This window comes from Haliea sp., from assembly GCF_041395985.1.
Lineage (GTDB): Bacteria > Pseudomonadota > Gammaproteobacteria > Pseudomonadales > Halieaceae > Haliea.
In genome coordinates this window covers 78,768-101,961 of the sequence record NZ_JAWKZJ010000004.1, presented here as the reverse complement: position 1 = coordinate 101,961, position 23,194 = coordinate 78,768, and the positions used below count along the sequence as shown (strand labels likewise).

The 23,194-nt window shown below is 62.6% G+C and carries 20 protein-coding genes; all 20 read right to left on the bottom strand.

The genetic code is table 11. From position 1 onward, the window contains the following. Positions 1-11: 11 nt before the first annotated feature. Positions 12-998, bottom strand: coding sequence for a PstS family phosphate ABC transporter substrate-binding protein (locus R3E49_RS09000; protein ID WP_371294735.1), 987 nt, complete (start codon positions 996-998; stop codon positions 12-14). 93 nt (positions 999-1,091) lie between these two features. Continuing rightward, positions 1,092-2,366, bottom strand: a complete 1,275-nt coding sequence (gene phoR, locus R3E49_RS08995) for a phosphate regulon sensor histidine kinase PhoR (RefSeq protein WP_371294734.1) — start codon at positions 2,364-2,366, stop codon at positions 1,092-1,094. Then, positions 2,363-3,073 carry a phosphate regulon transcriptional regulator PhoB gene (phoB, locus tag R3E49_RS08990; RefSeq protein WP_371294733.1) on the bottom strand — a complete coding sequence of 237 codons (711 nt, stop codon included), beginning with the start codon at positions 3,071-3,073 and terminating at the stop codon, positions 2,363-2,365. Before phoB ends, phoR begins: the two co-directional genes overlap by 4 nt. A gap of 139 nt (positions 3,074-3,212) precedes the next feature. After that, positions 3,213-4,265 carry a 2-oxoacid:ferredoxin oxidoreductase subunit beta gene (locus tag R3E49_RS08985; RefSeq protein WP_371294732.1) on the bottom strand — a complete coding sequence of 351 codons (1,053 nt, stop codon included), beginning with the start codon at positions 4,263-4,265 and terminating at the stop codon, positions 3,213-3,215. Continuing rightward, the gene (locus R3E49_RS08980) at positions 4,262-6,124 is read right to left on the bottom strand and encodes a 2-oxoacid:acceptor oxidoreductase subunit alpha (protein WP_371294731.1); all 1,863 of its coding nucleotides are present in this window, start codon (positions 6,122-6,124) and stop codon (positions 4,262-4,264) included. Before R3E49_RS08980 ends, R3E49_RS08985 begins: the two co-directional genes overlap by 4 nt. 3 nt (positions 6,125-6,127) lie before the next feature. Next, entirely contained in the window at positions 6,128-7,906 is a 1,779-nt protein-coding gene (locus R3E49_RS08975) for an FAD-dependent oxidoreductase (RefSeq protein ID WP_371294730.1), read from the bottom strand. Positions 7,907-8,074: 168 nt separating this feature from the next. Beyond that, positions 8,075-8,680 (bottom strand): transglycosylase SLT domain-containing protein, encoded by a 606-nt coding sequence (locus R3E49_RS08970; RefSeq protein WP_371294729.1) that lies wholly within the window; start codon positions 8,678-8,680, stop codon positions 8,075-8,077. Then, positions 8,677-10,716 (bottom strand): NAD-dependent DNA ligase LigA, encoded by a 2,040-nt coding sequence (ligA, locus tag R3E49_RS08965; RefSeq protein ID WP_371294728.1) that lies wholly within the window; start codon positions 10,714-10,716, stop codon positions 8,677-8,679. Before ligA ends, R3E49_RS08970 begins: the two co-directional genes overlap by 4 nt. 11 nt (positions 10,717-10,727) lie before the next feature. Further along, the gene (gene zipA / locus R3E49_RS08960; protein WP_371294954.1) at positions 10,728-11,672 is read right to left on the bottom strand and encodes a cell division protein ZipA; all 945 of its coding nucleotides are present in this window, start codon (positions 11,670-11,672) and stop codon (positions 10,728-10,730) included. 29 nt (positions 11,673-11,701) lie between these two features. Then, entirely contained in the window at positions 11,702-15,202 is a 3,501-nt protein-coding gene (gene smc / locus R3E49_RS08955; RefSeq protein ID WP_371294727.1) for a chromosome segregation protein SMC, read from the bottom strand. A 144-nt stretch (positions 15,203-15,346) separates the two neighbouring features. Then, positions 15,347-16,528 (bottom strand): c-type cytochrome biogenesis protein CcmI, encoded by a 1,182-nt coding sequence (ccmI, locus tag R3E49_RS08950; protein WP_371294726.1) that lies wholly within the window; start codon positions 16,526-16,528, stop codon positions 15,347-15,349. Next, positions 16,525-16,989: a cytochrome c-type biogenesis protein gene (locus tag R3E49_RS08945; RefSeq protein WP_371294725.1), complete on the bottom strand. Its 465-nt coding sequence runs from the start codon at positions 16,987-16,989 to the stop codon at positions 16,525-16,527. Before R3E49_RS08945 ends, ccmI begins: the two co-directional genes overlap by 4 nt. Next, positions 16,986-17,528: a DsbE family thiol:disulfide interchange protein gene (locus R3E49_RS08940; RefSeq protein ID WP_371294724.1), complete on the bottom strand. Its 543-nt coding sequence runs from the start codon at positions 17,526-17,528 to the stop codon at positions 16,986-16,988. The genes R3E49_RS08945 and R3E49_RS08940 overlap by 4 nt, the downstream gene beginning before the upstream one ends. Then, on the bottom strand, positions 17,512-19,500 hold the full coding sequence (locus R3E49_RS08935; RefSeq protein ID WP_371294723.1) for a heme lyase CcmF/NrfE family subunit: 1,989 nt from the start codon (positions 19,498-19,500) through the stop codon (positions 17,512-17,514). Before R3E49_RS08935 ends, R3E49_RS08940 begins: the two co-directional genes overlap by 17 nt. After that, the gene (ccmE, locus tag R3E49_RS08930; protein WP_290743723.1) at positions 19,497-19,964 is read right to left on the bottom strand and encodes a cytochrome c maturation protein CcmE; all 468 of its coding nucleotides are present in this window, start codon (positions 19,962-19,964) and stop codon (positions 19,497-19,499) included. Before ccmE ends, R3E49_RS08935 begins: the two co-directional genes overlap by 4 nt. Then, entirely contained in the window at positions 19,964-20,167 is a 204-nt protein-coding gene (gene ccmD / locus R3E49_RS08925; RefSeq protein WP_371294722.1) for a heme exporter protein CcmD, read from the bottom strand. The genes ccmE and ccmD overlap by 1 nt, the downstream gene beginning before the upstream one ends. After that, positions 20,167-20,913: a heme ABC transporter permease gene (locus tag R3E49_RS08920; protein WP_371294721.1), complete on the bottom strand. Its 747-nt coding sequence runs from the start codon at positions 20,911-20,913 to the stop codon at positions 20,167-20,169. Before R3E49_RS08920 ends, ccmD begins: the two co-directional genes overlap by 1 nt. 56 nt (positions 20,914-20,969) lie before the next feature. After that, entirely contained in the window at positions 20,970-21,656 is a 687-nt protein-coding gene (ccmB, locus tag R3E49_RS08915) for a heme exporter protein CcmB (RefSeq protein ID WP_371294720.1), read from the bottom strand. After that, positions 21,653-22,246, bottom strand: a complete 594-nt coding sequence (gene ccmA / locus R3E49_RS08910; protein ID WP_371294719.1) for a cytochrome c biogenesis heme-transporting ATPase CcmA — start codon at positions 22,244-22,246, stop codon at positions 21,653-21,655. Before ccmA ends, ccmB begins: the two co-directional genes overlap by 4 nt. 27 nt (positions 22,247-22,273) lie before the next feature. Further along, complete coding sequence (gene ttcA, locus R3E49_RS08905) at positions 22,274-23,116, bottom strand: tRNA 2-thiocytidine(32) synthetase TtcA (protein WP_371294718.1); 843 nt, start codon at positions 23,114-23,116, stop codon at positions 22,274-22,276. Positions 23,117-23,194 lie beyond the last annotated feature (78 nt).

Here is a 23,194-nt window from a genome sequence, read left to right as displayed (position 1 = left end):
ATCATCAGACCTTACAGGCCGAGCTGGCGACTGTAGCGCTCCACCACCGCTGCGGGAAGGGGAATGTAGCCATCCTTGAGCACGACATCCTGGCCCTGGCGGGAAAACACCAGCTTGAAGAATTCCCGTTCCAGCGGTGACAACGGCTTGTTCGGATCCTTGTTCACGTAGACGTAGAGGAAGCGAGCCAGCGGGTAGCGGCCGTTGATGGAGTTTTCAGCGTCCGCCTCCACGTAGGGAAGGCCTTCACCCTTGCTGATCGGTACGGTGCGCACGCTGGAGGTGCGATAGCCAATCCCCGAGTAGCCAATGCCGTTGATAGAGGTGGAGACCGACTGCACTACCGAGGCGGACCCGGGCTGCTCATTGACGCTGTTTTTGAAGTCGCCTTTGCACAGGCCAACGGTCTTGAAGAAGCCGTAGGTACCGGACACCGAGTTGCGCCCGAACAGCTGCATGTCACGGCCCTCCCAGGCACCGGTGAGCCCAAGCTGTCCCCACTGGCCGATGTCCTGTGGTGCGCCGCACTTGCGCGTTGAGGAGAAAATGGCATCCAGTTCGGCAATGGACATGCCCTCGATGGGGTTGTCCTTGTGCACATACACGGCGAGGGCGTCGATCGCCACCGGCACAGCGGTGGGCTTGTAGCCGTAGCGTGTTTCGAAGGCCTCGATCTCCTTGTCACGCATATCGCGGCTCATCGGGCCGATGTTGGCAGTGCCTTCAGTCAGTGCAGGCGGTGCCGTAGAGGAACCCGCCGCCTGGATCTGGATGTTGACATTGGGGTAGGCACGTTTGAAATCCTCAGCCCACAGCGTCATCAGGTTCGCCAGCGTATCGGAGCCAATGCTGGAAAGGTTTCCCGACACGCCGCTGGACACCTCATAATCCTTGAGCCCGGGGTCGAGTTCCGCCCAGGACATCGGCGCCATGCCCACCGCAAATGCGCCTGCACCCGCAGCCGCTACCGTTTTTCTCAACCATTGCTTGATCGACATAGAGCACTCCAGTTTCCAGCGGATATCAGTAACGCGCCTACACTAGCGCCAATATATGACAGTATTATGACAAGCCTGTGTCTCCCCGGGGCATCAGCACCGGAACGCCAGGGTAAACGTGCTGCCCTTGCCCGGCAGGCTCGCTATCCGCAGCTCTGCGCGGTGGCCTGCTGCCACATGCTTGACGATGGCAAGGCCGAGGCCGGTCCCCCCCGTGGCCGACGAGCGGCTGTCATCCACGCGGTAAAAACGCTCCGTCAGGCGGGGTATATGCACCGCATCAATACCGATACCCTGGTCCTGCACCGACAGCAACAGCTCACCCCCCTGCTGCCGCCACGAAACTGTCACCAAACTGTCATCTTTGCTGTATTTGAACGCATTCAGGATCAGATTGGACACCGCGCTGTGCAACTCCCGGTAGTCACCGGGTATCTTTACCCGGGTGTCTGACTGCAGGGTCAACGCGCGTTCGGGATACAGCGTGTGCAATTCGTCGACAAGCTCCTGGAGCAATGCCGCGATATCAACCTGCTCGCGGCGGGTCTGGGTGCGAACGCTTTCCAGACGCGACAGCCAGAGCAGGTCCTTCAGCAGATTCTCCATGCGGTCGGTCTGCTGGGACATCTGCTCCAACGGCCGTTGAAACCGCGGCTCCAGTTGCTCCGCATTCGCCAGAATCATCTCCAGATAGCCCTTGATCACCGTGAGCGGAGTGCGTAGTTCATGGGACACGTTGCCCACAAAGTCGCGCCGCATCTGCTCAAGATGAGCTTCCTTGGTGATATCACGCACGAACACCAGACGATCGCCGTTGCCAAACAGGGTGATGGCAAACTGCAGCGTCTGCTCCCGATCGCCCTGCATGCGCAGCTGGAGGGGGTCTTCAAAGGCGCCTGCGATGTAGTAGCGATGGAAGGCCGGCAAGCGCACCAGGTTGAGCAGCGCCTGGCCGCGGTCAGCAGGATAGCGCAGCCCCAGCAGCCGCTGCGCCGCGTCATTACTCCACTCGATGGCGCCACCGGCGCTGACCATGACAGCGCCGTCGTGCATGGAGGAAAGCGAGTCCTGCAGGTAATCGAGTCGCGAGCGCAGTTCCATCTCACGCATGCTGGCCTTGCGCTGCAGCTGGTAAAGGCGGTCATACAGTTCGCCCCAGAAGCCCAGGGCTTCCGGTGGCTCTAGGGACGGGTCCTGAAGCCAGCGCAGAAGGCGGCGCATCTGCCACGCCCAGCGCACCGTCAGCGCCAGCAGCGCCGCCGAGAGCAACAGCCAGGGCCAGCCGATGAGCCAACCGGCGGTGAGCGCTACCGCTACCAGTGCCAGCAGCCGGCGCAGTTCCGCCAGCCAAGCGGCCTGTGGACTCACCGCGCGGGAACTCCGCGGGCAGAGAACCGGTAGCCGGTACCGCGCACCGTCTGCACGAGGTCGCTGTAGTCAGCCTGTGGGGTCTGCAGCGCCTTACGCAGGCGCCGAATATGCACGTCCACCGTGCGCTCCTCCACGTACACGTTGGCCCCCCAGACCTGGTCCAGTAGCTGGCTGCGTGTATAGGCCCGCTCCGGGTGCGACATGAAAAATTGCAGCAGGTTGAATTCGGTGGGCCCCATTTCAACCGGCTCGTCGCAGAGGAAGATGCGCCGACTCTCGCCATCCAGGACCAGCTGGGCAACCTGGATACGGTCCTGTTCATCCCCGCCAGCGGAGCGTCGCAGCAGCGCCTTGATGCGGGCGATCAGCTCGCGCGGCGCAAACGGTTTCGTGATGTAATCGTCAGCGCCCACATCCAGCCCCTGGATCACGTTGTCCTCCGCGGTCTTCGCTGTGAGCATGATGACGGGCACGTCACGGGTGGTATCAGTGCGCTTGAGCCGGCGCAGCAGCTCGAGGCCACTGCCGCCGGGCAGCATCCAGTCCAACAGAACCATGTCCGGGCGTTCGTCAACGATCAGAGTAAAGGCATCCTGGATGTTCTCCGCCTCAAGGCAACGGAAGCCCGCAATCTCCAGCGCCATGCGCAACATATCGCGGATGGCAAACTCATCATCAACAATCAATACCTGACGTTCATTCATTGGTCACATTGTCCTCTTTTTCGCGCTGTATCCACGTATTAGATGAGGAAATTGTGACAATTAAATGACAAGCCACCCTGCGCTGCTGCATTTCTGCCACAGCGACAGGGTGTGACTGCATGGAAGAGGCCCTCCGGGCCTAACGCAGACTGGCGTTGATGTTGGCCAGCACCTTGTCGCCCGGGCACAGATCTTCCTCGACCAGGCTGTTCAGCGGGCGACGCGAGGTCTCCATAATGTCATGCAGGTCCCGGGAGTCCTTGTCCATGTAGATGAGTCCGGTCAGGATCTGCCCCTCGGCGCTGTGCCTCTGCAATGCCACCATGGCCGAAACCCTGTCGAAAGGGTCCAGGTCGGGCGCGAGTTTTTCCAGGTGGAGCACGGAGCCGTCGTGCAGGGTCACTTCCTGGCTGCGGCCCGCCGGGTAACTGGTGGTGATTTCCTCGCGCATGGGCACGAAGTCCACGGTCCCGGTGGCCTCGGCGTGCTCACGCACGAAATCATAGCTCTTGGTAGACCCCGGGTTGTTATTGAAGGTGACGCAGGGGGAGATGACGTCAATCAGCGCGAATCCGCGATGGGAAATGGCCGCCTTGATCAATGGCACCAGCTGGCCCTTGTCACCGGAAAAGCTGCGCGCCACGAAGGTCGCACCGAGCTGCAGGGCAAGGCCGGGAAGATCAATCGCAGAAAAGGGGTTCGGGTCACCCTTCTTGCTTGCCGACCCGGCGTCCGCCGTCGCCGAATCCTGCCCTTTGGTCAGGCCATAGCAGCCATTGTTCATGACGATATAGACCATATTGAGGTTGCGCCGCACCGCGTGGGCAAACTGCCCCATACCGATGGACGCTGTATCACCATCACCCGAGACGCCGAGGTATAACAGGTCTCGGTTGGCCATATTGGCGCCGCTGACGACCGAGGGCATGCGCCCGTGCACCGAGTTGAAACCGTGGGATTTGCCGAGGAAATAGGTCGGCGACTTCGAGGAACAGCCGATACCTGACAGCTTCGCGATCTTGTGTGGCTCCAGGGCCAACTCATGGCAGGCGCGCACAATGGCACCGGAAATGGAGTCGTGACCGCAGCCCGCACACAGCGTGGAGATCGAACCTTCGTAGTCGGTACGGGTGTAGCCCAGCGCGTTGACCGGGAGGTCGGGATGACGGAATTTGGGAAGCTGATAACTCATGACCTGTTCTCCGCGCCGGCGACCATACGTTCGCGACGCAAGGGGGTGACGTTGTAGCCGGGCATCTGCTGCAGAATCTGTTTGCGGATGTTCCGGGCACTGATCGGGGTACCATCAAAACAGAGTACCGACTTCAGTTTATCCGGGCCCAGTTCGAATTCAGCCATGAGCAGCGTACGCAGCTGGGCATCGCGGTTCTGCTCGATCACAAACACCCGCTCGTGCCGGGCGATAAAATCCGCCACCTCCTGATTGAACGGAAAGGCGCGAACGCGCATGGCATTCAGCGGCACACCGTCCTCCGCGAGGTAGTCGCGGGCCTCCATGGAGGACTCTTCGCTGGTGCCATAAAAGAGAATGGCGGTATCTGTTTCCTGCTCGCTCTGCGTTTCCAGCGGGCGCGGCACCCACGCCTTGATGGTTTCCCATTTGGCCATCAGGCGGTGCATGTTCTTCTCGTACTCTTCGCCCTTTTCCGTGTACACGGCATATTCGTCACGCGAGGTTCCGCGTGTGAAGAACGCTCCTTTTTCCGGGTGCGTGCCAGGTATGGTGCGGTAACAGATGCCGTCGCCATCGACGTCGAGATAACGTCCGTAGCGTTCCATCTGCTCCAGTTGCTCCGCGTTCAGGACCTTGCCGCGGTCGTAGCGGCGCGCGTCATCCCAGGTCAGTGGCGGCGACATGTTGTCGTTCATCCCCAGGTCGAGGTCGGTCATCAGGATAATGGGGGTCTGTAAGCGCTCCGCCAGATCGAAGGACAGTGCGCCAAAGTCAAAGCACTCTTTCGGCGTGGACGGGAACAGCAGGACCTGCTTGGTGTCGCCGTGGGAGGCGTAGGCCGCCGACAGCACATCGGACTGCTGGGTACGGGTCGGCATGCCCGTGGACGGGCCAGCACGCTGCACATCGAACAGCACCGTGGGTATTTCAGCGAAGTAGGCCAGGCCCAGAAACTCACTCATGAGCGACAGGCCCGGGCCGCTGGTCGCGGTGAATGCCCGGGCGCCGTTCCAGCTCGCGCCGACCACCATGCCGATCGCTGCAAGCTCGTCTTCCGCTTGCAGAATCGCGTAGTTCTTGCGCCCGGTACCCGGGTCAATGCGCAGCCGCTTGGCATAGCGCTCGAAGGCATCGACGACGGAGGTAGACGGGGTAATGGGATACCAGGCCGCTACCGTAGCGCCGCCGTAAATTGCTCCCAGGCCCAGCGCCGTGTTGCCATCCAGCAGGATGTTGTCACCGACCTTGTCGGAAGCGCGAACGCGAATACCAATCGGGCACTCGAAGTGCTCCTGGGCGTATTGATACCCGAGCTCCAGCGCATGAATGTTGGGCAGGATGAGTTTGTCCTTGCCCTTGAACTGGTCTTCCACCAAACCGGTGAGCACAGCGAAATCGATGTCCAGCAGCGCCGCCAGTGCCCCCACATAGATGACGTTGCGGAACAGCTGGCGTTGCCTTGGATCCTGGTATTCCTCATTGCAAATGCGCGTCAGTGGAATACCAAAGATATTGACGTCGTTGCGCATCAGGCGCAGGTCCAGCGGCTTGGTATTGTCATAAATGAAGTAGCCGCCCGGCTCCACTTCCCTGATGTCCTGCGGCATGCTCTGTGGATTGACCGAGAGCATAATATCCACGCCACCGCGACGGCCCAGGTAACCGCGCTCGCTGACGCGCACCTCGTACCAGGTGGGCAGCCCCTGGATATTGGACGGGAATATGTTTTTCGGGCACACGGGCAGTCCCATGCGGAAGATTGCCTTGGCGAACAGGTTGTTGGCACTGGCGCTGCCAGTGCCATTGACGTTGGCGAACTTGATGACGAACTCATTGACGGATTGCAGCGCTTGCATGGTTTATTGCCCCGCTTTGGTAACGCTGTAGAGAAATTTCTGCATGTCCCAGGCTGATGTGGGGCAGCGCTCGGCACAGAGCCCGCAGTGCAGGCAGACGTTCTCGTCCTTGACCATCACGCGCTGCGTGGGCAGCTCCGTGGAGACGTAGAGGTCCTGTGCCAGATTGCCCGCCGCTGCGCTGAGGCGCGTGCGCAGTTCCGATTCCTCCGCATTCTCGACAAAGGAAATGCAGTCCGTCGGACAGATATCGACGCAGGCATCACATTCGATGCAGCGCGGGGTGTCGAACACGGTTTGCACGTCGCAATTGAGACAGCGCTCGGCCTCCTTGAACCCCGTGCTCAGGTCGAAGCCGAGTTCCACCTCGAGCTTGCGGTTGCGCAGCGTTTCCTCGAGCGGCGCCATGGGCACCACGAAACGCTTGTCGTTCTCCACCTGGTTGTCGTAGCTCCACTCGTGGATACCCATTTTCTGGCTGACCAGGTTGGTCATCGGCGCCGGGCGGTTGGTGACGGGCTCGGCACGACAGAACAGGTCGATACTGATGGCGGCCTGGTGACCGTGGGCCACCGCGGTGATGACGTTTTCTGGCCCGAATGCGGCATCACCGCCGAAGAACACCCGCGGGTTGGTCGACTGGAAAGTCACCTTGTCGACGACCGGCATGTCCCAGTTGTCAAACTCAATGCCGAGATCGCGCTCCACCCAGGGAAAGGCGTTATCCTGGCCGATGGCCATCAGCACATCGTCGGCTTCCATGAACACAAGGTCCTCACCCGTGGGCACCAGGCTGCGCTTGCCGTTCTCGTCGTACTGCGCCTCGACTTTCTCGAAGAGCATACCTTTCAGCTCGCCATTCTCGACCACGAATTCCTTGGGCACGTGGTTGTCGTAAATCGGAATGCCCTCGTGCATGGCATCCTCTTTTTCCCACGGCGACGCCTTCATGTCGGCAAACGGGCTGCGCACCACAACCCGCACATCTTCACCGCCGAGACGGCGCGAGGTGCGGCAGCAGTCCATCGCGGTATTCCCGCCACCCAGTACCAGTACGCGCTTGCCGATACTGCTGGTGTGCTCGAACGCAACGCTGGCCAGCCAGTCGATACCGATGTGCACGCGCTTCCCGGCCTCCTCGAGACCGGGCAGATTCAGGCCCCGTCCGCGGGGCGCACCGGTGCCCACAAACACCGCATCGTAGTCCTTTTCGAGTACGCTTTTCAGGCTGGTAACTTCGGTATTGAAATGTGTCACCACGCCCATGTCGAGGATGTATCCGACCTCCTCATCCAGCACCGAGGCCGGCAGCCGGAAGGACGGAATCTGGCTGCGCATCATACCGCCACCGGCAAACTGGTTGTCGTAGATGTCGATGTCGTACCCCAGTGGCATGAGGTCACGCGCTACCGTCAGCGATGCCGGCCCGGCACCGATGAGTGCGATACGCTTGCCGTTCTTCTGCTCCGGGATGCGCGGCAGCCGCTCGCTGATATCGGTCTTGTTGTCGGCCGCAACACGCTTCAGGCGACAGATGGCCACCGGCTCCTCACCCTTGGCGATGCGGCCGCGCCGACAGGCGGGCTCGCAGGGCCGGTCGCAGGTGCGACCGAGAATGCCCGGGAACACGTTGGATTCCCAGTTCACCATGTAGGCATCGTCGTAGCGGCCTGCGGCAATCAGCCGAATGTATTCCGGGACCGGTGTATGCGCCGGGCAGGCATACTGGCAGTCCACGACTTTGTGGAAGTACTCGGGGTTCTTGATATCAGTTGGGTTCACAGCGAAGACCTGTTTTGAACGTTATGTAGCGGGCTCGCGACCATGATGGCACACCTTGAAAGTGTGTCACAAAGCCCGGTGGTTTGCATCTACACGCAGGGCCAATTCGCGCTCCCGACGTGCACCAGGAGCTGTTTACTGCGGCGCTGGCAGGATTATTGAACCACCCTAGAACCAGCCGAACAGTCCGCCGCCACGGGGCAGGGAGTCCGCGCAGCCGTTGAGTTGCACCGTATACAGCGCAGCGCGATCACGCACTTTGGCGGCAACATTCAGCAACCACGCCTTGTTGCGATAGCTGCCACGGTTATAGCCGCCATGTCCCTCGTGGTAGGCGAGGTAAAGGCGGTAGGCGTCGTTCTTTGCAATACCGCTGCGGTGCAGTGACTCGTTGTTATACCAGCCGATGAAATCCATCGAGTCGCCAAAGTCATCGCGATCCGCCCCGTAGTTCCCTGTGCTGCGCTGATAGGCTTTCCAGGTGGATTTGATCGCCTGGCTGTAGCCGTAAGAGTTGGAGGGTCGCAAGCCGGGTATGATGCCGAAGATACGCGTACGCGGCGGTTTGGCCTGCGCTACGAAGCGCGACTCCTGGTGCATGATGGCCAGCATGACCGGCACCGGACTACCCCAGGCTTTCTCCGCGTCCAGCGCGTCACCGTACCAGTCGTCCTTCTCGCGGAAGATATTGCAGGCGTTGTCCACATTGCTCGGTGGCGTCGTCGCACAGGCAGACAGCAGCAGGATCAGTAGCGCCGGCAGCAAGCCCCTCATGACATTGCACCGTGCCTGCGCAGCAGGGTGAGCAATGCTGCCTCATCCATCACGGGAACATTCAGTTCCGTTGCCTTACCCAACTTGGAACCGGCACCCGGCCCCGCCACCACCATCGTGGTTTTTGCCGAAACACTGCCTGCCACACGTGCACCGAGAGACTCCAGCAGGGTTTTGGCCTCGCTGCGCCCCAGGGACTCCAGCTTGCCGGTAACCACCCAGGTTTCGCCCGCCAGCGGTAACGCCTCTGCCGGACGCACTTCCAGGTCCGGCCAATGCACGCCGGCGTCGCGCAGCGCCTGCACCACCGACAGGCTGTCGGCAGAATCCAGGAACTGTCGCAGGTGGTCGGCTACAACGGGCCCCACATCGGGAACCGCCAGCAGGGCTTCTTCACTGGCTGCGGCAAGCGCCTCCCAGGAGCCGAAGTGGCGCGCGAGATTTCCCGCCGTGGATTCACCCACTTCGCGAATACCCAGCGCGTAGATGAACCGCTGCAGCGTCGTCGCCTTGCTTTTCTCCAGCGCTGCGAGCACATTATCGACCGACTTCGCTCCCATGCGCTCCAGCCCCAACCAGGCCTCGCGCGGCAGGGTGTAGAGGTCGGCGACGGTACGCACCAGACCCTGATCGACCAGCTGGTCAACCAGCTTGTCGCCCAGGCCTTCCACATCCATTGCCCGGCGCGACACAAAATGGCGAATCGCCGCTTTCTGTTGCGCCTGACACACCAGTCCTCCCATGCAGCGCAAGACTGCCTCGTCCGCGGCACGCTCCACAACGGAACCGCAAACCGGGCAGCTGTCGGGAAAACACACCGGCTGCGCGTTCTCCGGACGTTGCTCCGGTACAACAGCCACCACCTGCGGAATCACATCGCCCGCGCGGCGCACGATCACCGTGTCACCGATGCGCACATCCAGTCGCTCCACCTCATCGGCATTGTGCAGTGTCGCATTGCTGACCGTCACCCCGCCGACAAACACAGGCTCAAGACGTGCCACCGGGGTAATGGCTCCGGTGCGCCCCACCTGGAATTCCACGGCCAACAACCGCGTCATCTCCTCCTGTGCCGGAAACTTGCGCGCAATGGCCCAGCGCGGGGCGCGGGAGACGAAGCCGAGGCGCTGCTGCAGCTGCAGATCGTTGACCTTGTACACAATGCCGTCAATGTCATAGGGGAGCGTCGCCCGGCGCTCTGCCAGCGCCTCATAGTAGTCCTCGCAGGCATCAATACCCTTGACCACCCGGGATTCGGCATTGATCCTCAGACCCCAGGTATGCAACCGCTGCAGGATGTCTGAGTGACGGGCGGGCATCTCTCCGCCCTCGTACAGACCGACGCTGTAGCAGCACATCTGCAGCGGGCGCCGCGCGGTGATGCGCGCATCCAGCTGACGCAGGCTGCCGGCCGCGGCATTGCGCGGGTTCACAAAGGTTTTTTCGCCGCGCTCACGCGCTTCCTCGTTCAACTGCTCAAAGCCCGCACGCGGCAGGTAGATTTCGCCGCGCACTTCGAGCAGGTGAGGAAAGCCGCCGCCGCGAAGTCGCAGTGGCACGGACGCCACAGTGCGCACATTGTGCGTGATGTCCTCACCGGTTGTGCCGTCACCGCGGGTCGCACCCCGCTGCAGTTGCCCGTCGCGGTACAGCAGGCTGACCGCTATACCGTCGAGTTTCGGCTCACAGGCGAACTCCAGCGCATCATCGGGCGCCCAGCCAAGCCGGTCCAGGAGGCGTCGGTTGAAGTCGCGCAGGTCCTCAGCACTGAACGCATTGTCCAGCGACAGCATGGGCATTTCATGCTGCACCTGGGCAAACTGGGAAACGGGCGTTGCACCTACCCGCTGGGTGGGTGAATCCGGTGTACACAAGGCGGGATACTGCGCCTCAAGCGCACGCAGGCGCTGCATGCAGCGGTCGTATTCAGCATCCGGCACACTGGGGTTGTCCAGCACATGGTACTGATAATTCCAGCTGTCGAGTTGCTCACGCAAGCGGGCCGCCTCGTCTGCCGCTGCCAGGGCGTTCGCCATGTGTCTACGCCCTAATGCGACCGGGCGAGCATGCGCCGCTCGAGATCGCGGATCTGCTGCCGCGAATGCTCCAGGGTCTGGCGGGTCAGCGCGCTGCGGGTCTCGTCGAGGACGTCGCCCTTCAGGTTACGCGCCACGGTCTGCGCTGTTTCCAACATGTAGTCGAAGGCCTGCATCATGTCGGCGGGCCCGGGCAAGGTGACAAAAAACACCAGCCCCGGTGTACTGAAATCGGACATGTTATCGATGTCGAACACACCGGGCTGCATCATGTTGGCTACGCTGAACTGTATCGGGCCGCGCCCGGCTTCTTGCTCATGACGGTGAAAAAAACTCATGTCGCCAAAACGGAGATCGCAGGCGAGCAGGATGTGCAGGATGTCGTCCCCGCGGAAGCCCTCGGCATCGCGTGCCACCACATTCAACATGAAAACCTCAGGCTCTACGTCACGAGGCAGGAGGCCGGGTTCATCGACCTGCCGCTCTTCGGCTTCCAGCGCGTCCAGCCAGTCGAGGTTCTCAGGCTCGTCACGGGTACTCAACCCACTGACCAGGTCATCATCAGCGGGGCCGGTTTTGGCTGCGCGTTTGCGGGAAGCGCGGCTCTTGCCGGCACGTGCGGCATCGTTGTCGTCCTGCTGCGCCGCGGTCGCCGCAGGACGCTCCGTCGCCTCGCTGTCACGACCTTTCGCCGCTGCGGCTTCAGCGCCATCGGCCTTGTGCTGGGCTCGGGCGTCAAGCAGGTCGCCGCGGTGCACCACCCGTGCCCCCCCATTGGGCAACTCCCGGTACACGGCAATGTCGAGGTCTCCGCCTTCACTGCCCTCCTCGCCCACCAGTTTGATGCGCACAGCAGCGCGCCGATCGTTACGTACCCGGCGCCAGGCATCCAGCAAAACCGCCAGAATCAGCAGTACACCGGCAATTACCATCCAATCGCGTATCGTCAAGTCCATCACAGCTGCGCCCGCTTCCTCCGCTTGTCCTAACTCGCCGCCAGTTCCGCTGCCTCTTCGACGTCCACCGTCACCAGACGGGACACACCGGGTTCGTGCATGGTGACACCCATCAACTGGTCCGCCAATTCCATGGATATCTTGTTGTGGGTAATGTAGATGAACTGCACTTTCTCGGACATTTCCTTGACCATGCGTGCATACCTGCCCACGTTGGCATCGTCCAGCGGCGCGTCCACTTCGTCAAGCATACAGAACGGGGCGGGATTAAGCTGGAAAATCGAAAACACCAGGGCGATCGCGGTCAGCGCCTTCTCGCCACCCGACAGCAGGTGGATAGTGCTGTTCTTCTTGCCGGGGGGGCGGGCCATGATGGTGATGCCCGTATCCAGGAGGTCGTCGCCGGTCATCTCCAGATACGCGTTGCCGCCACCGAACACGCGCGGAAACAGGTCCTGCAGCCCTGAGTTCACCTTGTCGAAGGTGTCGCGGAATCGGCTGCGTGTCTCCTTGTCGATCTTGCGGATCGCCGAGGCGAGGGTTTCCAGCGCGGTTTCCAGATCCTCGTTCTGGGCATCCAGGTACTGCTTGCGCTCAGACTGCAGGGCATATTCGTCTATCGCCGCGAGGTTGATGGGGCCCAGCCTGGCCACACGGGCCGCCACCCGCTCGAGAGCACTCTGCCACTCCGCCTCGTTGGCGCCCTCGGGCATCCCGGCCAGCACGGTGTCGACCTCTTGGTCCAGCTCCCGCAGCTGGCGCAGCACGTTATCTCGCTGCACCTGCAGGCCCTGCTGTTGCAAACGCTGTTGCTCCAGGTCGGCGCGCACCGACTGGGCGCGCTGCTCAATCGCCGCCCGCTGCTGTTCTGCCTGGCGCAGCGCGTGCTCCACCTCCGCCACCGCCTGCCGCGCCTGGGTCAGCTCTGCTTCAGAGGCGAGCCGCAGCGCCAGCTGTTCCTCGAGCTCCTGCTGTAAAGCGACCACCGGATCGTCACTCTCCATCAGGCTGCCCTGCAGGGACTCCCGCCGCTCCTCCAGTTGGGTCACCTGGGAGCGCGCACGTTCCATGGTTTCCGTCACGCCACGCAGCTGTGTTTGCAGTGACTGGTGACGCATTGCGGACTGGTGCGCCGCATCCTTGTCGTGACGCGCCTTCTGCCGCACAGTATCGAGCTGGTTGCGCGCTGCATCCCGACGTGCCAGCAGTTCCTCGCGCTGGCGGGAGTCAGTCTCCATCCGCTCGATGGCCTCCGCAAGCAGCAGCCGGGCTTCCGCAACTGACTCCTGCTCCTGCGTAAACTGACCGCGGGTATCGGCGATATCCGAGGCCAGGCGCTCGCGACGAGCACCGATTTGCTCCATACGCGCCTGCTGCGCCGACAGGGCAGCCCGCAGCTCAGCATGCTGCCGCGCCAGCTGCTGCTGCTCACGCTGGCTGTCCTGGCGCTGGTTCTCCAGGCCCTGTTGCCGTTCGCGAAGCTCGGCCTGGGATTCCTCGAGCTCAGAGACCTGCTGCGCAGTGACATCGACCTCCTGCACCAGACGCTCCAGCTCCTGCTGGCGCTGGATGACGCCCCCCGCCTGCTGACCGGGACGGGCCACCCGCAGCCAATCGCGACCCAGCCAGATACCGTCCGCGGTAATCACCGATTCACCGGCCGCCAGCTGGTTGCGCAGCTGCAGCGCGGAGGGCAGGTCGGGTGCCACACGGACACCCGCCAGCAGGCTTGCGACCGCCGCAGGCCCCTGCACGCGAGATGCAAGATGGTCGGAGCTCGACGGAGCCTCTGCGACGCCGCGCTGGACCAGGCTGACCTGTCCCTGCTCCAGCGCCTGCAGGGAATCGGCCAGGTCTCCCAATTGCTCTACGCAGACCGCCTGCAGATAATCACCCAGCGCTGTTTCAACCGCCTGTTGCCAGCCGTCCTCAACCTGCAGCTGTTCCAACAGTCGAGGCTGCGCCTGCAGCCCCTGCGCCGCCAGCCACTGGCTGACACCCTGGTCTCGATCTTCCGTCGCCGCCTGCTGCAATGCCTCCAGCGAGGCCTGCCGGCCGCGCAGCTGCTGCAGGCGTGAGCGACTCTCGTTCAGCTGCGCGGACAGGTGAGTCTCTTCCTCGCGCGCCGCCGCCAGCGCCTCGACCCGCTCATCGCTGCGCAGCTCGGCGGCAGCCATCTGCTCCTCCAGCAGGGCGATGTCTTCGGCCACCGCCTCCAGATCGGCGTCATCGTCACCGACCACCAGACCAGCACGCTCTTCCTCCAGCTGCTGTACCCGTCGCTGCAAACGCTGCTGAGCCTGTTCCAGGTGCTGGATACGCGACTGCTGCACCTCCGCCTGCTGTCGTGGCGCCGCTGCCTGGTGATTGAATTCATCCCACTGTTGCTGCCAGTGCAGCATGGCCTCTTCGGCTTCCTGCAGCGCATTGGCGGACTCTTCCTCCGCCGCCTGCAGCAGCTCCAGCTCCGGCTCCAGCGTCTCCAGCTCCTGCTCCCAGGCTCTCAGCTTGTCCTGATCCTGCTGCAGATGTGCCTGCGCCTCGTCGAGACTGCTCAGCGCCTGACGAAGATCGGCATGCAGTTGCTGCGCGCGCTCTTTCTGGAACTTGATGGCCTGCTCCAGCCGCGCCACCTCGGCACCCAGCGCGTAGTAGGTCGCCTGCACCGCATTGAAGCTGTCTGTGCGCTCGGTGTAATCCTGGCGATGCTGCTCGATGCCGGTATCCACCTGCTGGTGCTCGGCGTTCACCGCCTCCAGCCGCACCTCCAGTTCACCGATCGCCTGGCCACACTGACGCGCCTGGCCATCCAGCTGCTGCCACTGCAGCGCGTAAAGCTGGGCTTTCAGGGTGCGCTCTTCCGCCTTGAGTTCGCTGTATTTCTCAGCCGCCTGGGCCTGCCGCTGCAGATGCTGCAACTGGCGCTGCAACTCGTCGCGCAGGTCGGTGAGACGCTCCAGGTTTTCCATGGTGCGACGCATGCGGTTCTCGGTTTCCTTGCGCCGCTCCTTGTACTTGGAGATACCCGCCGCCTCCTCGATAAACACGCGCAGGTCTTCGGGACGCGATTCGATGAGGCGCGAGATCATGCCCTGCTCGATGATCGCATAGCTGCGCGGGCCGAGCCCGGTACCCAGGAAGATGTCGGTAATGTCCCGGCGTCGACAGCGTGCGCCATTCAGGAAATATTCAGACTGCGCCTCCCGAGTGACCAGACGCTTGATGGAGATTTCAGCGTAACTGGCGTACTCACCGCCGACACCGCCGTCGCTGTTGTCGAATACCAGCTCGATAGAGGCCTGTCCCACCGGCTGGCGATTGATCGAGCCATTGAAAATGACATCGGTCATCGATTCCCCGCGCAGGTTCTTGGCGGAACTCTCACCCATCACCCAGCGCACGGCATCGATAACGTTGGATTTGCCGCAGCCATTGGGGCCTACCACGGCACACATGTTACTGGGGAAGTTGACAGTGGTGGGATCGACAAACGACTTGAAGCCGGCCAGCTTGATGGATTTTAGTCGCATATCACTTTAAGTTTGTTTTGTAACTTTCTGTTTTATATAGCATTTAAACCCAAAAAGCCGGCTTCTCTGCCACCCCGCGAATACTAGATGTAGTGTACCCAACTTCCTCCGGCAACACTATGCCTGAGGGGGGCGAATGTGACATCACCCCTGCCGGGGTGCGAGCGTGATCAGACGGGGCTCATCTGACAATGAAGGCTGCAAGGGGCCGATGCGCCCCAGCCAGGTGGCGTTTTCCTCGCCGGGGGTGCCCGCGGGCGACACCTGCACCAGGACCAGAATCTCGCCCGCCTCCGACAGCTTCTGGCCGGCCATGGAGCTGCTGTCGTCCAGACGCAGGGTCGCCGGGAGCTGGCTGGCCGCCAGCCGCTGCACCGCGATCGGCATCCGGCTTTCGCTGGCGGCGGCACGGGCAAGCACGAATACCGTGTCGGACTCGGCCAGCTCAGCGCCTTCAGGCAAGGCGACCCGCACCGTGACGCCGGGACTGATGTCCGTGGGCGACTCGACCGGTTCCTCGCCCAGACGCTGGCGTGCCTCGGCGATTACGCCGGCGATCAGCTGCTGCCCCTCACTACCGGGTGCTTCCATCACGATGAGACGCTCCCAGTACTGAATGGCGGCGCGGAACTGCCCTCGCTCAAACGCCGCCATACCCAGCAAACCCAGCGCAGTCCGCTGCTGCGGGTCGATGGCCAGAGCCTGCTCGGCACGGGCCTGTGCAGTGGCATTCAGGGTACGACCATCCGCCAGATAACGCGCCTGGGCGGCGTAGGCGAGTCCCTGCGGGTCCTCCGGTGCCGCCTGCACCATCCTGTCGTAGGTTTCCGCGGCAAGCGCGAACTCCCCCTGCCCCATCTGGTAACGCCCCAGCAGCGCAAGGTAGTGCAGATTGTCCGGACGCTGTACGGCGCGCGCTTCGATCGCGTCCATCAGCTGCAGCAGCTGCGCCTCGCTGGGCGCCTCACCCAGGGCGCCGAGTTGGCGGGCAATCTGGACATCGGTGACGGCCCCCAGTTCATGGTAGAGCCACGCCGACATCAACCCGACCAGCGGCAGCAGCGCCCACAGTGGAAAGGCATGGCGCGCAGGCTGCGCTGGCGCCGCTCCCTCCTGTCCCTGCTGGTCTTCCAGCAACCGCAGTTGCGTGTCGGTTTCCAGGTCGGTCTCACCGGCCTCTGCCAGTTCGGCGCGGCGCAGCCGGTACCAGTCGAGATTGGCCTGTGCACCATCGTCGATCGGTCGCTTCGCCGCCCAACCCGGGAACAGCAGAAACAGGCCACTGAGCACGACCAGGCCGGCGCAGGCGAACAGGAATGTTGTCAAGCGTCTTTCTCCGGTGTCTGCAGCAAGGCGGCGAGCTGTGCCTGATCATCCTCGGTCAGTGAGGCCGCGCCGTCGCGCCGACCGCGCAGAATCAACAGCAGGCCAGCCACCCCCGCGAGCAGCAGGATCAGCGGTGCCAGCCACAGCACCGCGGTAGCGGCATTGAAAGCGGGCCGGTAACGCACGAATTCGCCATAGCGCGCGACCATGAACTCAAGGATTTCTTCATCGCTGGCGCCGGCCTCCAGTTGCTGGTGCAGCAGGCGACGCAGGTCCTGGGAGATCGGCGCATTGGAGTCGGCAATATTCTGGTTCTGGCACTTGGGACAACGCAACTCCTCACTGAGCAGCTGATAGCGCGCCTCCAGCGCCGGGGTGCTGAACTCGTAGGTCTCAATGACCGCGCCTGAGTGTACAGTCAGTAGCAACAGGGCGCACAGTGACAGCAATCTCACCTTCACGGCTGCTGCCCCATGGCCAGCACTTCGCGCCAGATCGGCTCGAGGGTGTCGCGCCAGACCCGGTCATCTACCACGCCAACATGGCGGTAGCGAATCACACCGGCGGCATCGACCAGATAGGTCTCGGGTGCGCCATAGACGCCAAGATCCACCCCCAGCGTGCCCTCGCGATCGACAATATTGGCTCGGTAGGGGTCGCCCAGCTCACGCAGCCAGCGGCGTGCGGCCTCGTCCTCGTCCTTGTAGTTGATACCGTATATCGGCACGCCGCTGTCGGCCAACCGCTGTAGATAGGGGTGCTCGGCGCGACAGGAAATACACCAGGTCGCCCAGACGTTGAACAGCGCGGGCTCACCAATCACGTCCTCGCGGGAGAGCTCGCGACCGTCCGCCAGAGCGGTGAGGGTAAACGCGGGCAGGGGCTTGTCGATAAGCGCGGAGGGTAGCGCCATCGGATCCAGCGACAGCCCGCGGTACAGGAAGCCTGCAAGCACAACAAAAATCAACAGGGGCAGGAACAGCTTAAGCCTGGGCGCCACGCACACCCCCTTGCCGCAGACTGTCTCGCGCCGCGCTGCGCTGGCGACGATAGCGCTTGTCGGCAACCGTCAGGAAGCCGCCCACGGCCATCAACAGGGCCCCGGCCCACATCCAGCGCACAAAAGGCTTGTAGTGCAGGCGGATCGCCCACGCGCCCGCCGTACCCACCGGTTCGCCCATGGCGACAAACAGGTCACGGAATATACCGGCGTCGATCGAGGCCTCCGTCATGACACTGCCACTGGCCAGATAACGACGTTTCTGCGGGGCCAGGCGAACCACCTCGCGGCCATCCCGATACACCACAAAGCGCGCCTCATCAGCGACGAAATTGGGTCCCTGTACCGTGCGCACATCGATAAAGCGGAATTCGTAACCGGCCAGGGTATCGCTATCGCCAGGACTCATCTTGAGGTCGTGTTCGATGTTGTACTGGCTGGTGAGTACGACACCGATAATCGTGGCGGCGAAGCCAACGTGCGCCACCACCATACCCCAGTAACTGGGCGTAAGACGGGCCAGACCTGCCGCGAGGGAGGCACTGTGGCGCACCCGGTTGGCGATATCGCGGAGCAGGCCCACCACCAGCCAGCCGGCAAACAGCACCGCCAGAGCCACCCAGACGTTGTAATCACCCGCGTGCAGAAGCGGCAGCGTGAGCGCGCAACCCAGGGTGACCAGCGCGGGCACCAGCAGCTCCGCCTTCCAGCGACGGGTACTGTCACGCTTCCAGCGCGATAACGGCCCAACCGTCATGAAGGGTACCAGCAAGGCCATCAAGGGAATGAATACGGCATTGAAGTACGGCGGGCCGACGGAGTACTTACCCTGCCCGAGGGCGTCCATGAGCAGCGGAAACAGCGTGCCGAAGAGGACGGTCAGCGTGGCCACCAGAAACACCACGTTGTTCACCAGCAGCAGGGATTCACGGGAAATCCAGGCGAAACTCACCCGGCTCGCCACGGCCGGGGCGCGCAGAGCGTAGAGCACCAGCGAACCGCCGGTGACGATGCCCAGAAAAACCAGAATGAACATGCCACGTGCGGGATCCGTGGCGAAGGCGTGCACCGAGGTCAACACACCCGAACGCACCAGGAAGGTCCCCAACAGGCTCAGTGAGAAGGCAAAAATGGCGAGCAACACTGTCCAGCTCTTGAACAGGCCGCGTTTCTCGGTGGCCGCCAGCGAATGCACCAGCGCGGTACCCGCCAGCCAGGGCATGAACGAGGCATTTTCAACCGGATCCCAGAACCACCAGCCGCCCCAACCCAGTTCGTAATAAGCCCACCAGCTGCCGAGCATGATGCCCAGCGTGAGAAAGGCCCAGGCGACATTGGTCCAGGGCCGCGACCAGCGCGCCCATGCGGCGTCCAGCCGGCCGCCGAGCAGCGCGGCAATGGCAAACGCGAAAGCAACCGAGAAGCCCACGTAGCCCATGTACAGCAGCGGTGGGTGAATAATCAGCCCGAAGTCCTGCAGCAGCGGATTCAGATCCTGGCCATCGGCGGGCGTGCCGGGTAGCAGGCGCGCAAAGGGGTTGGACGTCAGTAGCGAGAACGCCAGAAAACCAACACCGACAAAGCCCATGACCGCGAGCACCCGGGACAGCATCACCAGCGGCAGCTGGGGGCTGAACACGGCCACGGCGAAGGTCCAGAGGGCGAGGATCCACACCCACAGGAGAAGAGAACCTTCATGATTGCCCCACACGGCGGAGAACTTGTAGTACCAGGGCAGCAGGCTGTTGCTGTTGTTGGCAACGACTTCTACCGAGAAGTCATCCTGCAGGAATGCCCAGGTCAGGCAGGCAAAACTCAGCGACGTAAACACCAGCACGCCAATCGCCAGGTTCGGCGCCAGTGCCATGGCGGTAACGTTGCGGCGCCAGCTGCCCCACAGGGGGACGGTGCAAAGCAACACCGACAGACACAGGGCCAGGATCAGCGCAAAGTGACCCAGCTCGGGGATCATTGTCCGTACCCCTGCCCGGCAGCCTGTTCAGCCATGCGCGACTTTGACGCCTCCAGCGCCTCGGCCACCTCTGGCGGCATGTAGTTCTCGTCGTGCTTCGCCAGCACTTCCGATGCCTGCAGCACGCCGTTTTCATCCAGCTTGCCGGCGGCAACCGCTCCCTGCCCCTCGTCAAACAGGTCCGGCAGGATACCCGTGTAGACCACGGGTACCACGGCCTCGTAATCGGTGACCGCAAAGCGCACTTCCAGGCTGTTGTCGCTGCGCTGCACGCTGCCGTCGACCACCATGCCACCCACCCGGATATTCTGACCCACCGGCGCCAGGCCAGCTGCCACGTCAACCGGTGGGTAAAACAGATTGATATTGCCACGCAGGGCATAGGCCATCAGGCCTATCGCGGAGCTGGAGAAGACAACGAGAAACAACACCAACCACAAACGTTGCTTGCGAACCGGGTGCATCACACCTCCTTGCTGGCGCTGGGCGGGCTACCGCCCCCCGCGCGCCGGATTTGCCCCTCAAGCTGCCGCAGGAAACGCTTTTCCCGCCGCCGGGGCGCGTAGACCATGAATACGATCACCCCAATTGTAATGAAGTAGGCGGACCAGACAAACGCACCATGGCCCTCCATCTGCACAACCGCTGCCAGCGACTCGAAATACATCAGCTGCCCTCCCGCTCGCCGGCCAGCGCCCTGACCCACGCGGTCCGTTGCTCGCGCTGCAGTATCTCCACACGCATATTGAGCAGCAGTGCGCAGGTAAACAGCGCGTAGAATGCGAGGATCATGAACAGCAGCGGATACAGCATGCTGGGATCGATGGTGCTGCCGCCGGTGAACTTGATCGACGCAGGCTGGTGCAGGCTGTACCACCAATCCACCGACTTGTAGATGATCGGGATGTTAACGGTACCCACCAGACTCAGTACGGCACAGGCCTTGGCAGCCAGTGCCTTGTTCTCGTAGGCCTCGTACAGCGCCACGACGCCCAGGTACAGGAACAGCAGTATGAGCATGGAGGTGATACGGGCGTCCCACACCCACCAGGTACCCCAGGTGGGCTTGCCCCATATGCTGCCGGTGACCAGGGCGATGAAGGTCAGTGCCGCGCCGATCGGGGCGCAGGCGCGCATCGCGATATCGGCCATTTTCATGCGCCAGATCAGGCTCACCGCACCGGCGATGGCCATCACATAGTAACCGGCCAGTGCCACCACTGCAGCAGGTACGTGGATGTAGATGATGCGGTAGCTGTTGCCCTGCCGGAAGTCCGGCGCTGTGAACAGCAGCCCCCAAACAGACCCGGCCACCAGCGCCACCACCGTGATCGGCAGCAACCAGCGAAGAATGGACCCGGAGAGGCGATACAGCCAGGGCGGGGAACCGAATTTATGGAAGAGCGTCCACATGGCGCGGGATTATACAGTGACCAAGGCGGCGAACAATCCAAATCAGAGGAAATTACTCAGGTATCGACGCTGATGCGCAGACCCGCGGCGATGGCCATCGGGGCCAGCGCGATGGAGATGCACAGCAACGCACCCAGAATCGCCAGGTACGGTCCCGCCGGGGTGCCGTTCAGGGCGGCCTGCACCGCGCTGCTGCCAAAGATCAGCACCGGCATGTAAAACGGCAGGATCAGCAGGGAAATCAGCATACCGCCTCGCTTCAACCCCACGGTGAGCGCACCGCCAATGCCGCCAATCAGGCTGAGCACCGCAGTGCCGAGCAACAGGCTGAAAGCCAGCGCGGGAATGGCCGCCGGCGCCAGGCCAAGCATCAGCGCAAACACCGGCGACGCCAGCCCGAGCAGCAGCCCGGTCAGCAACCAGTGCGCCAGCACATAGGCCAGGGCGGAAAAATACAGTGGCTGCGGTGCCAACAGCAGTTGTTCCAGACTGCCGTCCTCGAGGTCACTGCGAAATACCGCGTCCGAGGTCAGCAGATTCGAGAGCAGCGCCACGATCCACAGAATGCCGGGGGCAAAGTCCGCCAGCGTGTCGGGTGCGGGCCCCAAGCCGAGTGGGAACAGGGCCACCACCATGGCAAAAAAGAGCAGCGGGTTGCCAAGGTCTACCGGGCGCCGCAACCCGAGCACCAGTTGCCGACGCACTAAACGGAAACAGAACCCGGCGGCAGAGGCAGACGTCACTGCAGGGCTCCCGTCGCAAGGTCCAGGCGCAGCAGCGGGTACGCCACGGCAACCGGCTGGTGTGAGGTCAGCAACACGCCACCCCCCTGCTGCAGATGCGCCAGCAGCCGCGCTTCGAGTACGGCGACACCTGTGCGATCTATGGCGGTAAAAGGCTCGTCCAACAACCACAGCGGCGCCCGGGTCAGGAACAGCCGCGCCAGATTGACGCGCCGGTGCTGACCCGCCGACAGCGCATGACTGGGTACATCCTCGTAACCATACAGATTCACCGCTGCCAGCGCTGCGTCGATGGCCTCTGCGCTGAAGCCCGCCTCCCCCGCTACGTGCCAGGCCAGGTTTTCGCGCGGCGTCAGCAAACCCTTGACTGCACTCTGGTGGCCGAGGAATAGCTGGGGCGTAAACCGCTCCACGCTGCCGCTGAAACCGTAGCGGGAGAGCCCCGCAAGAATACGCAGCAGGCTGGTCTTGCCGGCACCGTTGGCACCTTCCACCTGCACCAGCTGGCCGCGTTCCAGCTCCAGCTCAATACCACTGAACAGTTGCCGCCCGCCCCGCTCCAGACCCAGCTCCCGGGCCCTGAGCAACACGCCCCCTGCCGCGCTCTCGCTCGCCACCTAGAGGTTGACGACGCGGATCGCGGGCAGGTGCAGGTCGCGGTCGACCTCCGCGCGCAGGCTGGTGAAATCGAACAGCGCCGTATCTGCCAGCTGCGAGGGTGCCACGTTACAGATACCCCGGAAGATGGTTTCGGTGCGCCCGGGATACTGTCGCTCCCAGTCCGCCAGCATCTGTTTGATCTGGACCCGCTGCAGGTTCTCCTGGGAGCCACAGAGGTTGCAGGGAATGATGGGGAAGGCCTTGTAATCCGCGTAGGCGGCGAGATCCTTCTCCTTGCAGTAGGCCATGGGGCGTATCACCACATTGCGGCGGTCATCGCTGAGCAGTTTCGGCGGCATGGCCTTCAGGCTGCCGCCGAAGAACAGGTTCAGGAACAGGGTTTCGACAATATCATCGCGGTGATGTCCCAGCGCAATCTTGGTGGCACCGATATCCGCGGCGAAACCGTAGAGGCTGCCGCGACGCAAACGCGAACACAGGCCACAGGTGGTCTTGCCCTCAGGTATCACCGAGCGCACGATGCTGTAAGTGTCCTTTTCGAGAATGTAATACGGTACATCCAACTGATCGAGGTACGCTGGCAATACGTGCTCGGGAAAGCCGGGCTGTTTCTGGTCAAGGTTTACGGCTATCAGCTCGAAGTCCACCGGCGCACTGCTGCGCAAGGCCAACAGCACGTCGAGCATGGCATAGGAATCCTTGCCGCCAGACAGGCACACCATCACACGGTCGCCCGCTTCAATCATGCCGTAGTCGGCAATTGCATTGCCGACATTGCGCCGCAAACGCTTCTGCAACTTGTTGAATTCTGTTCGTTCTTTTCTGCTGAGCTCGCGCACAACCGCCTGCCGCCAATGCCTGAGAGGGGCGCCATTTTACAGGCAGTGGCTTGTTTTTTCACCCGTTTCACTCGACAA